The sequence below is a fragment of the Micromonospora mirobrigensis genome (assembly GCF_900091555.1).
In the GTDB taxonomy this organism is placed as follows: Bacteria; Actinomycetota; Actinomycetes; order Mycobacteriales; family Micromonosporaceae; genus Micromonospora; species Micromonospora mirobrigensis.
Genome location: NZ_FMCX01000007.1, coordinates 125,501 through 140,580 on the forward strand (window position 1 = coordinate 125,501; position 15,080 = coordinate 140,580).

16 protein-coding genes are annotated in these 15,080 nt (G+C 76.1%); 8 read left to right on the top strand and 8 right to left on the bottom strand.

What is annotated here, in order from left to right; all coding sequences use genetic code 11:
* Nucleotides 1-3 precede the first annotated feature (3 nt).
* A complete protein-coding gene (locus tag GA0070564_RS22290; RefSeq protein WP_091612032.1) occupies nucleotides 4-1,149 on the bottom strand; it encodes an alkane 1-monooxygenase in 1,146 nt (381 codons plus the stop codon).
* Nucleotides 1,150-1,233: 84 nt separating this feature from the next.
* The gene (locus tag GA0070564_RS22295; protein WP_245670155.1) at nucleotides 1,234-2,121 is read right to left on the bottom strand and encodes an RAD23 family protein; all 888 of its coding nucleotides are present in this window, start codon (nucleotides 2,119-2,121) and stop codon (nucleotides 1,234-1,236) included.
* A gap of 182 nt (nucleotides 2,122-2,303) precedes the next feature.
* Between GA0070564_RS22295 and GA0070564_RS22300 the strand changes: the two genes are divergently transcribed.
* The 4 genes from GA0070564_RS22300 to GA0070564_RS30270 all read left to right on the top strand — a co-directional run bounded on the left by GA0070564_RS22300 (nucleotide 2,304) and on the right by GA0070564_RS30270 (nucleotide 6,007).
* Nucleotides 2,304-2,975: a class I SAM-dependent methyltransferase gene (locus GA0070564_RS22300; RefSeq protein WP_091612035.1), complete on the top strand. Its 672-nt coding sequence runs from the start codon at nucleotides 2,304-2,306 to the stop codon at nucleotides 2,973-2,975.
* Nucleotides 2,976-2,984: 9 nt separating this feature from the next.
* The gene (locus GA0070564_RS22305; RefSeq protein WP_091612039.1) at nucleotides 2,985-4,208 is read left to right on the top strand and encodes a cytochrome P450; all 1,224 of its coding nucleotides are present in this window, start codon (nucleotides 2,985-2,987) and stop codon (nucleotides 4,206-4,208) included.
* 69 nt (nucleotides 4,209-4,277) lie between these two features.
* A complete protein-coding gene (locus GA0070564_RS22310; protein ID WP_091612042.1) occupies nucleotides 4,278-5,195 on the top strand; it encodes an ABC transporter ATP-binding protein in 918 nt (305 codons plus the stop codon).
* Nucleotides 5,192-6,007 carry an ABC-2 transporter permease gene (locus GA0070564_RS30270; protein ID WP_091612045.1) on the top strand — a complete coding sequence of 272 codons (816 nt, stop codon included), beginning with the start codon at nucleotides 5,192-5,194 and terminating at the stop codon, nucleotides 6,005-6,007. The genes GA0070564_RS22310 and GA0070564_RS30270 overlap by 4 nt, the downstream gene beginning before the upstream one ends.
* A gap of 27 nt (nucleotides 6,008-6,034) precedes the next feature.
* Here GA0070564_RS30270 and GA0070564_RS22320 read toward each other — a convergent pair whose 3' ends face one another.
* Genes GA0070564_RS22320 through GA0070564_RS22335 form a run of 4 tightly spaced genes read right to left on the bottom strand, consistent with a single transcriptional unit; the run spans nucleotide 6,035 to nucleotide 10,184 of the window.
* Nucleotides 6,035-6,691 carry a response regulator gene (locus GA0070564_RS22320; RefSeq protein WP_091612048.1) on the bottom strand — a complete coding sequence of 219 codons (657 nt, stop codon included), beginning with the start codon at nucleotides 6,689-6,691 and terminating at the stop codon, nucleotides 6,035-6,037.
* The gene (locus GA0070564_RS22325) at nucleotides 6,688-8,277 is read right to left on the bottom strand and encodes a sensor histidine kinase (RefSeq protein WP_091612051.1); all 1,590 of its coding nucleotides are present in this window, start codon (nucleotides 8,275-8,277) and stop codon (nucleotides 6,688-6,690) included. Before GA0070564_RS22325 ends, GA0070564_RS22320 begins: the two co-directional genes overlap by 4 nt.
* 45 nt (nucleotides 8,278-8,322) lie before the next feature.
* Nucleotides 8,323-9,027, bottom strand: coding sequence for a dethiobiotin synthase (gene bioD, locus GA0070564_RS22330; protein WP_176730806.1), 705 nt, complete (start codon nucleotides 9,025-9,027; stop codon nucleotides 8,323-8,325).
* 20 nt (nucleotides 9,028-9,047) lie between these two features.
* Entirely contained in the window at nucleotides 9,048-10,184 is a 1,137-nt protein-coding gene (locus tag GA0070564_RS22335) for an 8-amino-7-oxononanoate synthase (protein WP_091612061.1), read from the bottom strand.
* Nucleotides 10,185-10,339: 155 nt separating this feature from the next.
* Between GA0070564_RS22335 and bioB the strand changes: the two genes are divergently transcribed.
* From bioB to GA0070564_RS22350, 3 genes are read left to right on the top strand one after another with little or no spacing between them, the layout of a single operon-like run.
* Nucleotides 10,340-11,335 carry a biotin synthase BioB gene (gene bioB / locus GA0070564_RS22340; protein WP_091612064.1) on the top strand — a complete coding sequence of 332 codons (996 nt, stop codon included), beginning with the start codon at nucleotides 10,340-10,342 and terminating at the stop codon, nucleotides 11,333-11,335.
* Nucleotides 11,336-11,345: 10 nt separating this feature from the next.
* Nucleotides 11,346-11,555: a biotin synthase auxiliary protein BsaP gene (gene bsaP / locus GA0070564_RS22345; RefSeq protein WP_091612067.1), complete on the top strand. Its 210-nt coding sequence runs from the start codon at nucleotides 11,346-11,348 to the stop codon at nucleotides 11,553-11,555.
* 5 nt (nucleotides 11,556-11,560) lie between these two features.
* Nucleotides 11,561-12,064, top strand: coding sequence for a GNAT family N-acetyltransferase (locus tag GA0070564_RS22350; RefSeq protein ID WP_091612074.1), 504 nt, complete (start codon nucleotides 11,561-11,563; stop codon nucleotides 12,062-12,064).
* Nucleotides 12,065-12,086: 22 nt separating this feature from the next.
* On the opposite strand, the gene GA0070564_RS22355 is transcribed toward GA0070564_RS22350, so the two are convergent.
* Nucleotides 12,087-12,617 (bottom strand): DUF488 domain-containing protein, encoded by a 531-nt coding sequence (locus GA0070564_RS22355; RefSeq protein WP_245670156.1) that lies wholly within the window; start codon nucleotides 12,615-12,617, stop codon nucleotides 12,087-12,089.
* Nucleotides 12,618-12,646: 29 nt separating this feature from the next.
* Complete coding sequence (locus tag GA0070564_RS22360; protein WP_141714838.1) at nucleotides 12,647-14,047, bottom strand: WD40 repeat domain-containing protein; 1,401 nt, start codon at nucleotides 14,045-14,047, stop codon at nucleotides 12,647-12,649.
* A gap of 63 nt (nucleotides 14,048-14,110) precedes the next feature.
* On the opposite strand from GA0070564_RS22360, the gene GA0070564_RS22365 reads away from it, so the two are divergent.
* Nucleotides 14,111-15,067 (top strand): endonuclease domain-containing protein, encoded by a 957-nt coding sequence (locus GA0070564_RS22365; RefSeq protein WP_245670157.1) that lies wholly within the window; start codon nucleotides 14,111-14,113, stop codon nucleotides 15,065-15,067.
* The last annotated feature ends 13 nt before the right edge of the window (nucleotides 15,068-15,080 follow it).

A 15,080-nucleotide genomic window follows, 5' to 3' on the forward strand; every position in this document is an offset into this window, starting at 1 on the left:
GGGTCACTCCCGCCGGGCGGTCCGGCGATGGACGTTGGCCAGGGTGACGTCACCGGCGTAGTGGGCGAGGACGCGGTGGTCCATGAGGCGGCGCCACAGCGGTGGGATCAGGGCGACCACGACCATGGTGGCGTAGCCGGCGGGCAGTTGCGGCGAGGCGTCGAAGCTGCGCAGGGTCTGGTAGCGGCGCAGCGGGTTGGCGTGGTGGTCGCTGTGCCGCTGGAGCTGGAAGAGGAAGACGTTGGTGACCGTCCGGTCGCTGTTCCAGCTGTGCCGCGGATCGACCTTCTCGTAGCGGCCGGCCGCGTTGCGCTGCCGGGCCAGGCCGTAGTGCTCCAGGTAGTTGACCACCTCCAGCAGGGAGAAGCCGAACACCGCTTGGAGCAGCAGGAACGGCAGCACCCCGGGCCCGAACGCGACGACCAGCACGGCGAAGAGCAGCGCCGTCATCGCCCAGGCGTTGAGGACGTCGTTGCGGTGGGTCCACGGGCTGCGGCCGCGCAGCCGGAACCGGGCGGTCTCCAGCCGCCAGGCCGAGCGCAGGCTGCCGAGGACGGTACGCGGCCAGAACGCCCAGAAGCTCTCCCCCAGCCGGGAGCTGGCCGGGTCCTCCGGGGTGGCGACCCGGGTGTGGTGGCCGCGGTTGTGCTCGACGAAGAAGTGCCCGTAACCGGCGGGTGCCAGGGCGATCTTGGACAGCCAGCGCTCCAGGGTCTCCCGCTTGTGCCCCAGCTCGTGGGCGGTGTTGATGGCGATGCCGTTGACCACCCCGACGGTGGCGACCAGGCCGGCGCCGGCCGGCCAGGACAGCCCGCCCCGGGCCCAGACGGCGCAGCACAGCACCAGCGCGGCGTACTGGGCGGGGAGGTAGAGGTAGGTCAGCCAGCGGTAGTAGCCGTCGGCCGCCAGCCGGGGCACCGCCTCGTCGGGCGGGTTGTGCCGGTCGTCGCCGATCAGGAGGTCGACCAGCGGGATCAGGCCGAAGACCACGCCGGGGGTGAGCCACCACGCCCAGGCGGCGCCGGTGCCGTGCCAGACCCACCAGCCCAGGAACGGCAGGGCGGGGACCAGCAGGGCCAGTGGCCAGAGGGGTTTGCGGGGGTCCCGCCAGGCGGCGGGCGGGCGGATCGGGTGCGCGTCGGTGGCCATGGGAAGCCTCCTGTCCGGGGTCCTGCGTCGATGCTGGCAGCGACCCCGGCGTTTTACAAGAGGGCATTTTTTGTAAAGTGTCGATCAGTGCCGGGCTGGCCGCCACCGACGACCCCGGCCCGCTGCGGCCGGCGCCACCCGCTCCCAGCCCCGCCCCGCCGGCGCGGCGTCGGCCTCCTCGTCCCCGGTGGTACGCACCAGGGAGCGCAGCCGCAGCAGCAGGCCCACCCCGAGGAAGAGCAGCAGCCCGCCCAGCAGGAACGCCGCCTGGACGACGCCGAACCCTCCCGCCCGGGAGACCGGACGGCCCGCGTCGCCCCCGGCGGGAGGCGGCTCGGCGGCCGGCACCTGCGCCGGCGTGCTCTCCTCCTCGACCGGCTCCTCGGTCGGCACGGTCCGCGCCGTCGGCTCGACCGTCGGCACCCCCTCCGCCGTCGGCTCGACCGTCGGCTCGGCGGTGGGCGCGGACCCGCCGAGCACCGACCGGGTGGCGGTCTGCCGGGCCAGCAGGCGCAGCTGCTCGTCGTACGCCTCGGCGGCCAGCGTCACCCGGCCCTGCGCGACGTCCCCGGCGAACGCCACCCGGTAGCGGGCCGTCACCGTGCGGTCCGGGCAGAGCGTGCCCGGGTCGAGCTGCCGGTCGGTCAACCGGGCGACGTCACCGTCGGCCCGGACGTCCAGCGGGAACGAGCCGCTGTCCTCCACCCGGTCCACCCGCACCTGGTCCAGTCGCAACCCCCGCACGCTGAGCACCAGCGACCAGCGCACCTTCAGGCAGCCGCCCCCGTCGGTGCGGGAGACCACCGCCGAGACGGTCCGCACCCCGTCCCCCGCGGCGAACTCGTCCGGCAGCCCGCTCAGCTCGGTGGCGAAGCCGGGCGCCGCCTGCGCGGGCGGCGCCACGACCGCCCCCGCCGACAGCACCCCGGCCAGCACCAGCCCGACCCGAAGCGCGCACCGCCACACCCTCACCACCGCCTGCCCTCCCGTCGGTCGCGTCCCTCCCCCAGACGCTACGAGCGGCGGGGACCGGCCGGTAGACGGGCGTGTTCGCACCCAGCCGCAACCGCAGGCGGTGATCTCACCGACGGTGGTGAACCGGTCACCGTCGACCCGCGACACGCCCGGGATCACGGCCCGGGGACAATCACCGGGTGTCCGACATCTCCGCGGCCTTCGTCCGGCTGCACGCACGGCTGGGCCCGGTCGCCTTCGTCCCCGAGGTCCGCCTGCACCAGGCCGACGAGCCGATCGGGCTCTGGGAGCTGACCGAGGGCGAATTCCACAGCGCCCAGCCGCCGCCGTTCTGGGCGTTCGCCTGGGCCGGCGGGCAGGCCCTGGCCCGCTATGTCACCGACCACCCGGAGGTGGTCGCCGGCCGCCGGGTGCTCGACCTGGCCTCCGGCTCCGGCCTGGTCGCCATCGCCGCCGCCCGCGCCGGCGCGGCGGCCGTCCGCGCCGTCGAGATCGACGAGCGGGCCGTCGCCGCCGTCGCCCTCAACGCCGAGGCCAACGGGGTACGCGTCGACGCCGAGCTGGCCGATATCCTCGACGGCGACGCCGGTGACGCCGATGTGGTGCTGGTCGGCGACGCCTTCTACAGCGAGGCGATGGCGAAGCGGATGCTGCGCTTCCTGCTCCGGGCGGCCCGCACCGGCGGCGCCCGGGTGCTGGTCGGCGACCCGGACCGGGCCTTCCTGCCCCGCGACCGGTTCCGCGAGCTGGCCGGGTACGACGTGCCCGTGCCGGAGGCGCTGGAGAGCGTACGGGTGAAGCACACCACCGTCTGGGAGCTGAACCCTGGCCTGCCGGGAGCCGCCCGCTAGCGTGTCGCCGTGCTGTTCCGGGGGTGGGGCGAGACCGTCGACGATGCGTGGCCGGACGTGGCGACGCTGCCCGACCCGGCCGGCGTACCCCAGCTGGTGGTGACCCGGCACGCGCTGGTCCGCAGGGTGCTGGCCGACCCGGTGACGTTCCGTCCGGACAACGCCCTGGACGCGGTGACCCCGATGCCGGTGGCGGCGCTGCGGGTGCTCGCCGGGCACCGGTTCCGGCTGCCACCGACGCTGGCCAACAACTCGGGCGCCAGTCATCCGGAGATCCGCGGCATCGTCGCCGAGGCCCTGCACCCACAGCGGGTCGCCGCGCAACGCCCCTGGCTGACCGACCTGGTCCGGCGGCGGGTCACCCGGCTGGCCGCCGCGCTGGCCGCCGGTGACCCGGTCGACCTGTACGCGGACCTCGCCGCCGACCTGCCGCTGCTGGTCCTGGCCCGCCTGGTGGAGCTGCCCGACGCGCCGGTCGGCGCGGTCAAGGACTTCGCCCGGGCGGCGCTGGAGCTGTTCTGGGCTCCGCTGCACGCCGAGCGGCAGGTGGCCCTGGCCGGCGAGGTCGGCCGGTTCCACACCGTGCTGCGCGACTTCGCCGCCACCGGGGGTGGCCTGGCCGCCCGGCTGCGCTCCGCCGGGCACTCCCCCGACGTGGTGGTCGGCGCGCTGTTCTTCCTGCTGGTCGCCGGGCAGGAGACCACCTCGCAGTTCCTCACCCTGCTGCTGCACCGGCTCACCGGCGAGCCGGCCGTCCGGGCCGGACTGCGCGACGGCAGCGTGGACGTCGCCGACGTGGTCGAGGAGGGGCTGCGGCTGGAACCGCCGATCGTCACCTGGCGGCGGGTGGCGGCCGTGGACACCGAACTCGCCGGCGTGTCGGTGCCGGCCGGCCGGAGCCTGGTGCTCTGGCTGGCCCGGGCCGGCCGGGACGCGACCGTCGTCGAGGCGCCCGCCGACTTCCGCCCCGGGCAGCGCGGCTCCCGCCGGCACCTGGCCTTCGGCGCCGGCGCGCACCGCTGCGTCGGCGACCAGCTGGCCCGGCTGGAGGCGGCCGTGGTGGTCACCGAGGCGGCGCCGCTGCTGGACGACGTGACCGTGCTCCGCGCCCCCTGGTGCCCGGACAACCTGACCTTCCGGATGCCGGACGCCTTCGTCGTCCGCCGCACCGGCGCCGTTCCGCCGGCCGACACCGGGGTCGGGTCCGAGCAGGTCGGCGCCGCCGCGACCTGACGAAGGTCAGGGTCGGTCGGACCCTTTCGACAGCCGCGCGACCGGCCCGCCCGACCATAGCGTCGACGCATGATCACACTTCGTGGGTTGACCAAACGGTTCGGGCCGGTGACCGCGGTCGACGACCTGACCGTCGACATCGCACCCGGCCGGGTCACCGGTTTCCTCGGCCCGAACGGCGCCGGCAAGTCCACCACCATGCGGATGGTCCTCGGCCTGGACGCCCCGACCGCCGGCCGGGCGCTGGTCGCCGGTCGCCCGTACCGGGAGCTGCGCCGACCGCTGCACGAGGTGGGGGCACTGCTCGACGCCCGCGCCGTCCACCCGGCCCGGTCGGGGCGGGCGCACCTGCTGGCTCTGGCCCGCAGCAACGGGATCCCCGGCCGCCGGGTCGACGAGGTGCTCGCCCTCGCCGGCCTGGACGACCGGGCCGCCGCCAAGCCCGGCCGGGCGCTCTCCCTCGGCATGGCGCAGCGGCTCGGCATCGCCGGTGCGCTGCTCGGCGACCCGCCGGTGCTGATGTTCGACGAGCCGGTCAACGGGCTGGACCCGGACGGGGTGCGCTGGATCCGCGAGCTGACCGGCCGGCTGGCCGCCGAGGGGCGGACCGTGCTGGTCTCCAGCCACCTGATGAGCGAGATGGAGCAGACCGCCGGGCACCTGGTGGTGATCGGGCGGGGCCGGCTGATCGCCGACGCACCGGTCGGCGAGCTGCTGGCCACCGGCGGATCGGTACGCGTGCGCGGGCCGCAGCCCGAGGGCCTGTCCCGCCTGGCGGCCCGGCTGACCGCCGAGGGGGCCGCGGTCGACGGGGACGGGGCAGGCGGGTTCACCGTCACCGGCGTCACCGCCGGACGGGTCGGTGACCTGGCGTACGAGCTGGGGGTGGTGCTGCACGAACTGACCCCGGTGACCGCCACCCTGGAACAGGCCTTCATGGAGCTGACCGCCGACGCGGTCGAGTACGCCTCGGGCGTGGCCCGGTGAGCGCCGCCGTCCGCACCGTCGCGGCCCCTGCCGTCGCAGCCCGGCGGGGCGAGGCGCTCGCCGGCGCCGTCGCGGCGGAGTGGACCCGACTGGTGTCGATCCGGACGACCTGGTGGACGCTGCTGGCCGGGGTGCTGCTGATGGCGGCGACCTCCGCCCAGCTCGCCATCTACGCGCAGAACTCCAACACCAGCGCCGACCCGACCGACGACCGGGGCATCGTCACCGCCGGCAGCGTGGCGATCGACGCGCTGGACCTCACCCAGTACGCCGTGCTCGCCCTCGGCCTGCTCGCCATCACCACCGAGTTCACCTCCGGCACCATCCGCTCCACCCTGACCGCCACCCCGTCCCGGGGCACCGTGCTGGCGGCCAAGGCGGTGGTCACCGGGGCGGTCACCTTCGCCTACGGCCTGCTGCTCGGCCTGATCGGGGTGGCCGTCGCCGTCCCGGTGCTCGGCCCGTGGGGCCGTACGCCGGTGGCCGCCACGGTGGGCGACGTGCTGGCCGTGGCGGCGTACCTGGCCCTGGTCGGGGTGCTGGCCCTCGGGCTGGGCGCCGTGCTGCGCAGCGCGGTGCTCACCCTGATCGTGCTGCTGGCCGTGCTGATGATCGTCCCGCTGTCGTTGCAGGAACCCGACATCACCGTGCTGACCCGGATCGCCGACGGGTTCCCCGGGGTGGCCGGCCGGCACTTCATGACCGGCGACGGTGACCCGTACCCGGCGGTGGTGGGGCTGCTGGTGCTGGCCGGCTGGGCCGCCGCCGCGCTGGCCGCCGGCCGGTGGGCGCTGCGCCGGCGGGACGCCTGACGTTGTGCGGGAGGCGGGGCCGGCCGGTCAGCCGGTCAGCCCCGCCTCGTACGCCAGGATCGCCGCCTTCACCCGGTTGCGCACCTCCAGCCGGGTGAAGATGCTGGTCAGATACCCCTTCACGGTGCCCTCGGTGAGGAAGAGCCGGCGGGCGATCTCGGCGTTGGACAGGCCGGCACCGACCAGCCCGAGCACCTCCCGCTCCCGCTCGGTCAGCCCGGCCGTCCGGTCCCGGGCGACCGGCACCCGGGCGATCCGCTCGCCGGTCAACTCGATCACCCGCCGCGCCACCCGGGGCGACAGGTACGCGCCACCGCCGGCCACCGCCCGCACCCCGGCGATCAGCTCCCGCGGATCGCCCGACTTCAGCAGGAAGCCAGCGGCTCCCGCGCCCAACGCCCGCACCACGTACTCGTCCTCGCCGAACGTGGTCAGCAGGACGGTGGCCGTGCCGGGCAGCAGCCGGCGCAGCTCCGCGGCGGCGGCCAGCCCGTCCAGCCGGGGCATCCGGATGTCCAGCAGCGCGACGTCCGGCCGGTGCGCCCGGGCCAGCTCGACGGCCTGCCCGCCGTCACCGGCCTCGGCGACCACCTCGATCCCCGGGTCGGTGGCGAGGATCGCCCGCACTCCGGCACGGACCAGCGCCTCGTCGTCGGCCAGCAGCACCCGGATCGTGTCGCTCATCTGTCGTAGCGCTCCTTGTCGACCAGCCGGCCGTCGGCGAAGCAGAGCCGCCAGACCGGCCGGGCCAGCGGGAAGTTGCCGTCGGTGTAGTACTCGCAGCTGGTGCCGGCGGCGGCGGGCGGCGCGTCGGCGGGCGCCTCGACCTGCCTTCGGGGCAGGCCGGCCAGCTCGGCGCGGGGCGTGCCGCTGCGCATCCGCTCGAACGTCGGGCGGTCCAGCTCCGCGCCCGCGGTGGCCAGCGGGTAGTAGACCAGCGACAACGCCAGCGCCACGGCGGGCGGCGCGGCGAGCGCCACCAGCAGGCTGCGCCGCGCCCCACGCTGGGCGGCCCGCATCCGCTCCCCCGGCCCGGTCGACGGGCCACCCGCCGGGTCGGCCCGCGACGGCTCGGCGGCCGGCCCGCCCGCCGCCCCGCCGCCCGGCGCGCGCACGTCGACCGGGAGGTCCGTCGGGAGGTGGGCGTCCGTCGGGAGGTGGGCGTCGACCGCGAAGCCGCCGGCCCCGGTCGGGCCGGCGGTGAACTCCCCGCCGGTCAGCCGCACCCGCTCGGCGAGGGCGACCAGGCCGGAGCCGTGCGACGGCGGGCCGGGCAGCGGCCCCTCCGGTGGCGTGGCGTTGACCACCCGTACCCGGAACCGGCCCGGCCCACCGTTCACGGTGACCGTGACCGCGGCGCCCGGGGCGTAGCGGGCGGCGTTGGTGAGCGCCTCCCGGACCACCCGGTGGACGGTCCGCCCGGTGACCGCCGGCAGCCCGGCCGCGTCGGGCGCCACCCGCAGGGTGACCGCCATGCCGGCCTCCCGGGCGCCGTCCACCAGCTCCACCAGGTCCGCCCCGGCCGGCCGGGTGGCGACCGGGTCGGCGGCCTCCCGCAGCACCCCGATGATCCGGTGCAGCCGCTCGGTCGCCCCGGCCACGCTGGCCCGCAGCTCCCCGGCCGCCGCCCGGTGCGCCGGGGGCAGGTCGTCGGCCAGCTCCAGCGCCGCCGCGCGCAACGCGATCAGGCTCAACTCGTGGCCCAGCGTGTCGTGCATGTCCTGCGCGATCCGGGCCCGCTCCCGCAGCCGCACCCGCTCGGCGGCGCCCCGCTGCTCCCGTTCCAACGCCTCGGCGTGCTCCCAACCGGCCACCACCAGCTCGTGCCGCTGCCGGTTGTACCGGCCGACCAGCCAGGGGAACACTCCCGCGCCGAGCAGCACGCAGCTCAGCAGGAACCAGGTCGCCATGCCGGTGCCCAGCACGGCCAGGTGCAGCACCGTCCCGGCGGCGGCCACCACCGCGAAGAGCACGACGGCGGGCGCCGTCCGGGCCCCCCGCCGCCCGGCCAGGTAGGCGAACGCCAGCAGGGCGAAGACGAAGTTGCCGTCCGCCGAACCGGCCAGCACCAGCACCACCGAGACCAGCGGCGCCCGCCGGCCCACCGCCACGGCGGCGGCGAGCAGCAGCAGCGAACCGAGCAGCAGCACCGCGACGTACGGCTCGTACGGCGGGGTGAGCCGGGCGTACGCCACCGGGGCGGCCAGCACGGCCCAGAGCAGCACGTCGGGCAGCACCCGACCGATCCGTCCGTCCCGCCAGCCCGACACGGCGTCAGGCTACCGACGCCCGACCGACGCCGGCACCGACGAAGGTCAGCTGATCTCCTCGGCCCAGGCCCGCCAGTCGTCGAGCACGCCGTACAGGTCCGGGGTGAGCCAGCCGGGCGCGGAGCGGCGGAACACCCCCGGGTCCATCGCGCCGGCGCCCATCGGCACCGCGCCGAGCAGGTTCGGCACCAGGTCGGTCAGGTTCGTCCAGTGCACCAGCTCCGGCTCGGCCGGCCAGGCGCCGATCACCACGCCGGCCGGAACGCCCCGACGCTCCAGCGCCTCCAGGGTCAGCGCGGTGTGGTTCAGCGTGCCCAGGCCCGCCCGGGCGACCACCACCGCCGGCGTACCGAGCGACACGGCCAGGTCGGCCACCGTCCACGGTTCGCCCGAGGGGCGCAACCCCATCGGCACGAGCAGCCCGCCGGCCCCCTCGACGAGGACCAGGTCGTGCTTCTCCGCCTCCGCGCGGATCGCGTCGACGGCGGTGTACAGCTCCAGCGGCTCCATCTGCGCCACCCGGGCCGCCGCCAGCGGGGCGAGTGGGTCCGGATAGCTGACCAGGGTCCGACCGGTCGACGGGGCGGCCAGCCGGGTCACCGAGTCGACGTCACCGGGGTCCCCGGTGGCCGTACCCGTCTGACCGGGTTTGATCACGGCGACCCGGAGGCCAGCGGCCTGCACCGCCGCCGCGATCGCCGCGGTGACCACGGTCTTGCCGACCTCGGTGTCGGTGCCGGTGACCAGCACCGGCCCCTGCCATCCTCCACTCAAGGGGCACACTCCACGATGACGTCCAAAGCCCGTTCGAAGTCCGGCCGGGGCACCCCGGCGCTGATGGTCAGCCGCAGCCGGGACCGGCTGTCCGGGGTGGACGGCGGCCGGAAGCAGCCGACCGCGACGCCCCGGTCGCGGCAGTCCGCCGCCCAGGCGGTGGCGGCCTCCGGGCCGGGCGCGGTCACCGACACCACCGCCCCGTCCGGGTCGGAGACGGTCAGCCGGGCGGCGCGCAGCCGGCGCACCGCGAGCGCCGCCCGCTCGGCCAGCTCCGCGCGCAGCCCCCCGCCGGCCCGGGCCAACCCGACGGCGGCGTGCACGCCGGCCACCACGGCCGGCGGCGGGGCGGTGTCGAAGATGAACGTACGACCGGTCTCGATCAGGTGGCGGACGAACGGCGCCGGGCCCGCGACCACCCCACCGGCACCGCCGAGCGCCTTGGACAGGGTGGCGGTGAGCACCACGTCCGGCTGCCCGGCCAGCCCGGCGGCGGCCACCCCGCCGGCGCCCTCGGGACCGATCACGCCGAGCCCGTGGGCGTCGTCGACCAGCAGCAGCGCGCCGTGCGCCCGGGCGGTCGCGTGCAGCTCGGCCAGCGGGGCGAGGTCGCCGTCGACGGAGAAGACCGACTCGGTAACCACCACGGCGGGCCGGCCCGGGTGGGCGGCGAGCGCGGCGGCCACCGCGTCCACGTCGGCGTGCGGGGTGACCACGGTCTCGGCACCGGAGATCCGGCAGCCGTCGATCAGCGAGGCGTGGTTGTGGGCGTCGGAGACCAGCAGGGTGCGCGGCTGCACCACGGCCCGCACGGCCGCCAGGTTGGCCAGGTAGCCGGAGGAGAAGACCAGCGCCCCGGCGGTGCCGAGCCAGTCGGCCAGCGCGTCCTCCAGCGCGTGGTGGGCGTCGGTGGAGCCGCGGACCAGCCGCGACCCGGTCGCCCCCAGCCCGTACGCGGAGAGCGCCCGCGCGGCGGCGGCGGTGACCTCCGGGTGGGTGGCCAGGCCGAGGTAGTCGTTGCCGGCCAGGTCGACCACCGGGTCGCCGGCGGCCCGGGGCCGCAGCCGGCGGGTGAGTCCCGCCTTGGCCCGCAGGTCGGCGCGTCGGTCCAGCGCCGCCAGCCAGTCACCCATGCCGTCGCCCCTCCTCCGCCGCCCGCTTCCGAGGGGCGAAGTTACCACCCGGCCCGCCGGTGACCGGCGTGGCGCGGGCCGCACCCGCCCGGCACACCGCCGCTCGGGCCCGGAGGCCGTTCCCGCCGGTCGGCGGGCCTTGTAGGGTACGAGCCATGCCAGAGATCCTCGACCGCGCCCGTACCCAGGTGCTGGAGAACGGCGTCGGCCTCGACGAGGCCGACATCCTCGCCGTGCTGAACCTGCCCGACGAGCACCTGCCCGCCGCCCTCCAGCTCGCCCACGAGGTGCGGATGCGGTGGTGCGGCCCGGAGGTGGAGGTCGAGGGCATCGTCTCGCTGAAGACCGGCGGCTGCCCGGAGGACTGCCACTTCTGCTCCCAGTCGGGGCTGTTCACCTCGCCGGTCCGCTCGGTCTGGCTGGACATCCCCAACCTGGTGGAGGCGGCCCGGCAGACCGCGAAGACCGGGGCGACGGAGTTCTGCATCGTCGCCGCCGTCCGCGGCCCGGACGCCCGGCTGATGAAGCAGATGCGCGAGGGTGTGGCCGCCATCAAGGCGGAGGTCGACATCCAGGTCGCCGCGTCGCTCGGCATGCTCAACCAGGAGCAGGTCGACGAGCTGGTCGAGATGGGCGTGCACCGCTACAACCACAACCTGGAGACCTGCCGCTCCTACTTCCCGAACGTGGTCACCACGCACTCCTTCGAGGAGCGCTGGGAGACCCTGCGGATGGTCCGCGAGTCCGGCATGGAGGTCTGCTGCGGCGGCATCCTCGGCCTCGGCGAGACGCTGGAGCAGCGGGCCGAGTTCGCCGCGCAGCTCGCCGAGCTGGACCCGCACGAGGTCCCGCTGAACTTCCTCAACCCCCGCCCGGGCACCCCGCTCGGTGACCGGCCGGTGGTCGAGGGCAAGGACGCGCTGCGGGCGATCGCCGCGTTCCGGCTGGCCATGCCGCGCACCATCCTGCGCTACGCCGGGGGCAGGGAGCTCACCCTGGGCGACCTGGGCACCCGCGACGGCCTGCTCGGCGGCATCAACGCGGTCATCGTCGGCAACTACCTGACCACGCTGGGCCGGCCGGCCAACGCCGACCTGGAGTTGCTGGACGACCTGAAGATGCCGGTCAAGGCGCTCTCCGCCACCCTGTGAGGGCCGAGCAGTGACGGAACTTTCCCAGTCCGCGGCGGTCGCACCCTGGTGCGACCGCTGCGGCGAGGCCGCGGCCACCGGCGCGCACACCGCCTGCGCGGCGGCCCGGGCGTTGGAGCCGCCGCGCTACTGCGCGCACTGCCGGCGCCGGATGAAGGTGCAGGTGCTGCCGGTGGGCTGGTCGGCGCTCTGCGTCGAGCACGGCGCGACGGAGGGCTGAGCCGGATGCTGCGCGGACGATCGGTCACCCTGCGCCCGGCGGCGGACGACGACGTGGCCGTCCTCGCCGCCATCCGGGCCCATCCCGAGGTACGCCGCTGGTGGCGCGGCGACGACGACCTGACCGGCACGATCCGCGCCGACCTCGACGACGAGCTGACCGTCTACGCCGTCGAGCACGACGGGCGGGTGGTCGGCGCCATCCAGTGGGGCGAGGAGTCCGACCCGGAATACCGGCACGCCAGCATCGACATCTTCCTCGACCCCGAGGTACGCGGCCGGGGTCTGGGCGGCGACGCCATCCGCACCCTGACCCGGCACCTGATCGACGAACACGGCCACCACCGGTTCACCATCGACCCGGCGGCGGCGAACACCCCCGCCATCCGGGCGTACGCGAAGGTCGGGTTCCGGCCGGTCGGCATCCTGCGCCGCTACGAACGCGGCCCCGACGGGCGCTGGCACGACGGCCTGCTGATGGACCTGCTCGCCGACGAACTGGCGGACTGACTCGGCGGGGCGGCACGGAAGGTCAGCCGGCCCAGAGCAGGTGGCCGTCGGGGCGGCGGCGGGCGCCCTCGGCGGGCCGGTGCGGGGTGAGCCGCCCGTCGGGCATCAGGTGCCGCACCTCGACGCCGCGGCCGAGCACCGCCACGTCGGCGATCAGCCGCCGGTGGCACCGCCACCACACACTCTCGCTGCACATCACCGCGGTGGTCCGCCGCGCCGCGTCGGCGAGGACCGCGTCGAGCGCCGCGTCGAAGTCGGGGGTGCGGGTGTACGCGGCGTACGCCCGGAAGGCCGCCACCGTCCACCAGGTGTCCGGCTCGGGTTCCCCGGCCGGGACGTGTCGCCGGCCGCCGAGGCGCGGCTCCCAGCGGTAGTCGATGCCCCGCCCGGGCAGCCACTCCTCCAGCGCCTCCCGGCGGACGTCCGGGTTGGTGCGACTGGCCGGGTACCGCCGGACGTCCACCACCAGGGCGACGCCCGCGCCGGCCAGCAGCTCGCCCATCCGCTCCCGGTCGGCGGCGCCGTGCCCCACGGTCAGCAGTTCCGGTTCCACCAGCTCAGCTTGCCCCGGATCGGCCTCCCTCACCCACCACCGGGCCCAGCTCCCGCCGACGGCCCGCTCCCCACGGACGACCCGGTTCCCGCCGACGGCCCGGTTCCTCCGGTCGGGCCGGTTTCCGCGGACGGCCAGGGCGGGTCGGGTGGGGTGCGGCGGGGTGGCGGCACCGAGCCGACCGGGAGTTGCCAGTGCGGCACCGGCGCGGGCACGGCCACCGGGCCGCGCCGACGGTGACCTCGCCACAGCAGCAGCACCAGCGCCACCACGCCCAGCGGCAGCAGGAACGGCACGGCCGCCAGGACGATGATCGGGCGGGCCGGGAACGGGCGGGCGCGGACCGCCGGGCCGCCGAACCGGCCGGCGGCGAGCAGGTCCCGGGGTACGTCCAGCGCGCAGACCTCGGCGGGCGGGTCGAGCAGCAGTTCGGTGCCGCCGTCGGGGCGCAGCGCCAGCAGCTGCACGTGGCCGGTCTCCCACCAGCCGGTGTCGTTCCACTCGACGGTGTCCATGCCGTCCTGCGGGTTCGGCTCGTACCGCAGCGCCACCAGGTCGGTGCCGGTACGCCAGCCGAGCGCGCGGACGGCCTGGCCGCGTACCGGTGGCAGGGCCGGGCCGGTGGTGTCCCGCCCGGTGGCCGTGTCCAGCCAACCGAACCGCCAGGTACGGGCGCCCAACTCCCCGGCGCTGCACCCGGTACGGCAGCCGTCCAGCTCGACGGTGGCCACCCGGGCGCCGTCCGGGCTGACCGCCCCGCTGCCGGCGAGCACCCGACGCGGTCCGAGCCGGCGGGACCAGAGCGCCCGGCCGGTCCGGTCGCGCAGGCTCACCGTGTCGCCGACGGTGGTGAGCAGCCGGGCGCCGTCCGGGGTGAACGCGGCCAGCGAGGCGGTACGCACCGGCCACCGGTCGCTGCGCTCCTCGGCCAGCACCCGGGTCGCCCCGCTGTCCAGGTCCAGCAGGACCAGCCGAATCGAGTAGATGTCCTGCCCGTCGGCGTCCCGGCCGAGGACCGGCTCGTAGCGGTTGTCCAGCGCCACGATCGACCGGCCGTCGGGTGCCCAGGTCACCGGGAGGCCGCCGCCCCCGTCCGGTGGTCCGTCATAGGCCCGGTGCGAGCCGTCGGTCAGGTCTGTGGTCTCCAGCCAGCCGTCGCCGAGAGCGTCGGCGACGTAGCGCCCGTCCGGGGAGAGCTGCACGTCCTCCCCGGCGCTGCTCTCCGCGCCGCCGTGGAGCAGCATCCGGTAGCGGCCGTCCCGGCCGATCACCGCGACCTTCCCCTCGTGGTCGAGCAGGTCGATCCCGCGTAGTCCCAGGCCGCCGCCGGCCACCAGCAGGGCGGCCGGCCCGGGCGGATCCCGGTCCACGGTGGCCTGCCACATGTACGGCAGCCCGATCCGGCCGGGCACCTCACGGAAAACGTCCAAGGTCGGCCCGGGGACGGGCAGCGGGGCAGCGGAATCGTCGGGTTCGCGGGCAGAGTCGGGCGGGTGGTGCGGACTCTGCCCGCCGAGGAGGCGGACACGCTGGAGTGGTTGACCTTCGAGCAGGCAGGGGTGGTGACCACGTCCCAGGCCGGCCGGCTGCTGACCCCCGGCACGATCCGTGGGCTGGTCCGCTCCGGCCGGTGGCGGTCGGTCTGTCGGGGCGTCCTGCTCACCGGCAACGGCCGGCTCACCCGGGATCAGCAGCTCTGGGTGGCCGTCCTCGCCGCCGGTCCCCAGGCGGTGCTGGCCGGCGTCACGGCCGCCGCCGAGGCGGGCGTACGAGGGCTGCGCCGGGAACCACTGCACGTGCTCGTTCCGGCGGACCGTCGGGCGGGGCGGGCACTGCGTGGACTGCCGGTGGACATGCCTGCGGTCGTGGTGCACCGCACGTCGGTGCTGCCCGCGACGCACCTGCAACGGGCCCGGCCGACCCGGACGGTCACCGCTCGGGCGGTGGTGGACGCGGCCGGCTGGGCGCGAGGCGTCGAGGAGGCGCAGCTGGTGCTGACGGCGGCCTGTCAGCAGCGGCGGGTGCTGCCGGACGAGATCGCCGCGATGGTGGCGCAACTGCCCCGGGCCCGGCGGCAGGAGCTGATCCGTCGGACGATCGCGGACATCGCCGGCGGGGCGCAGGCGCTGTCCGAGCTCCACTTCGTCCGCCTCTGCCGCCGGCACCGGCTACCCGCGCCCGATCTGCAGGAACGGCGCACCGACCGGTCCGGGCGGACCCGCTGGTTGGACGCGTACTGGCGGGAGTGGGGGTTGCACGTGGAGGTGGACGGCGCGCACCACATGGACGTCCGGCAGTGGGCGGACGACATGCGCCGGCAGAACGACGTCTGGACCTCCGGCGACCGGATCCTCCGCTTCCCCGCCTGGCTGGTCCGGGCCCGCCCGGACGAGGTCGCCACCACCGTCCGCCACGCCCTGCTGGCCGCCGGCTGGCGTCCCCGGACGTGAATCCTGGACAGTT

Coding starts and splice junctions, on each gene's coding strand:
- GA0070564_RS22290 (WP_091612032.1), bottom strand. CDS start 1,149: ATGGCCACCGACGCGCACCCGATCCGCCCGCCCGCCGCCTGGCGGGAC.
- GA0070564_RS22310 (WP_091612042.1), top strand. CDS start 4,278: ATGATCACACTTCGTGGGTTGACCAAACGGTTCGGGCCGGTGACCGCG.
- GA0070564_RS22320 (WP_091612048.1), bottom strand. CDS start 6,691: ATGAGCGACACGATCCGGGTGCTGCTGGCCGACGACGAGGCGCTGGTC.
- GA0070564_RS22335 (WP_091612061.1), bottom strand. CDS start 10,184: ATGGGTGACTGGCTGGCGGCGCTGGACCGACGCGCCGACCTGCGGGCC.
- bioB (WP_091612064.1), top strand. CDS start 10,340: ATGCCAGAGATCCTCGACCGCGCCCGTACCCAGGTGCTGGAGAACGGC.
- GA0070564_RS22350 (WP_091612074.1), top strand. CDS start 11,561: ATGCTGCGCGGACGATCGGTCACCCTGCGCCCGGCGGCGGACGACGAC.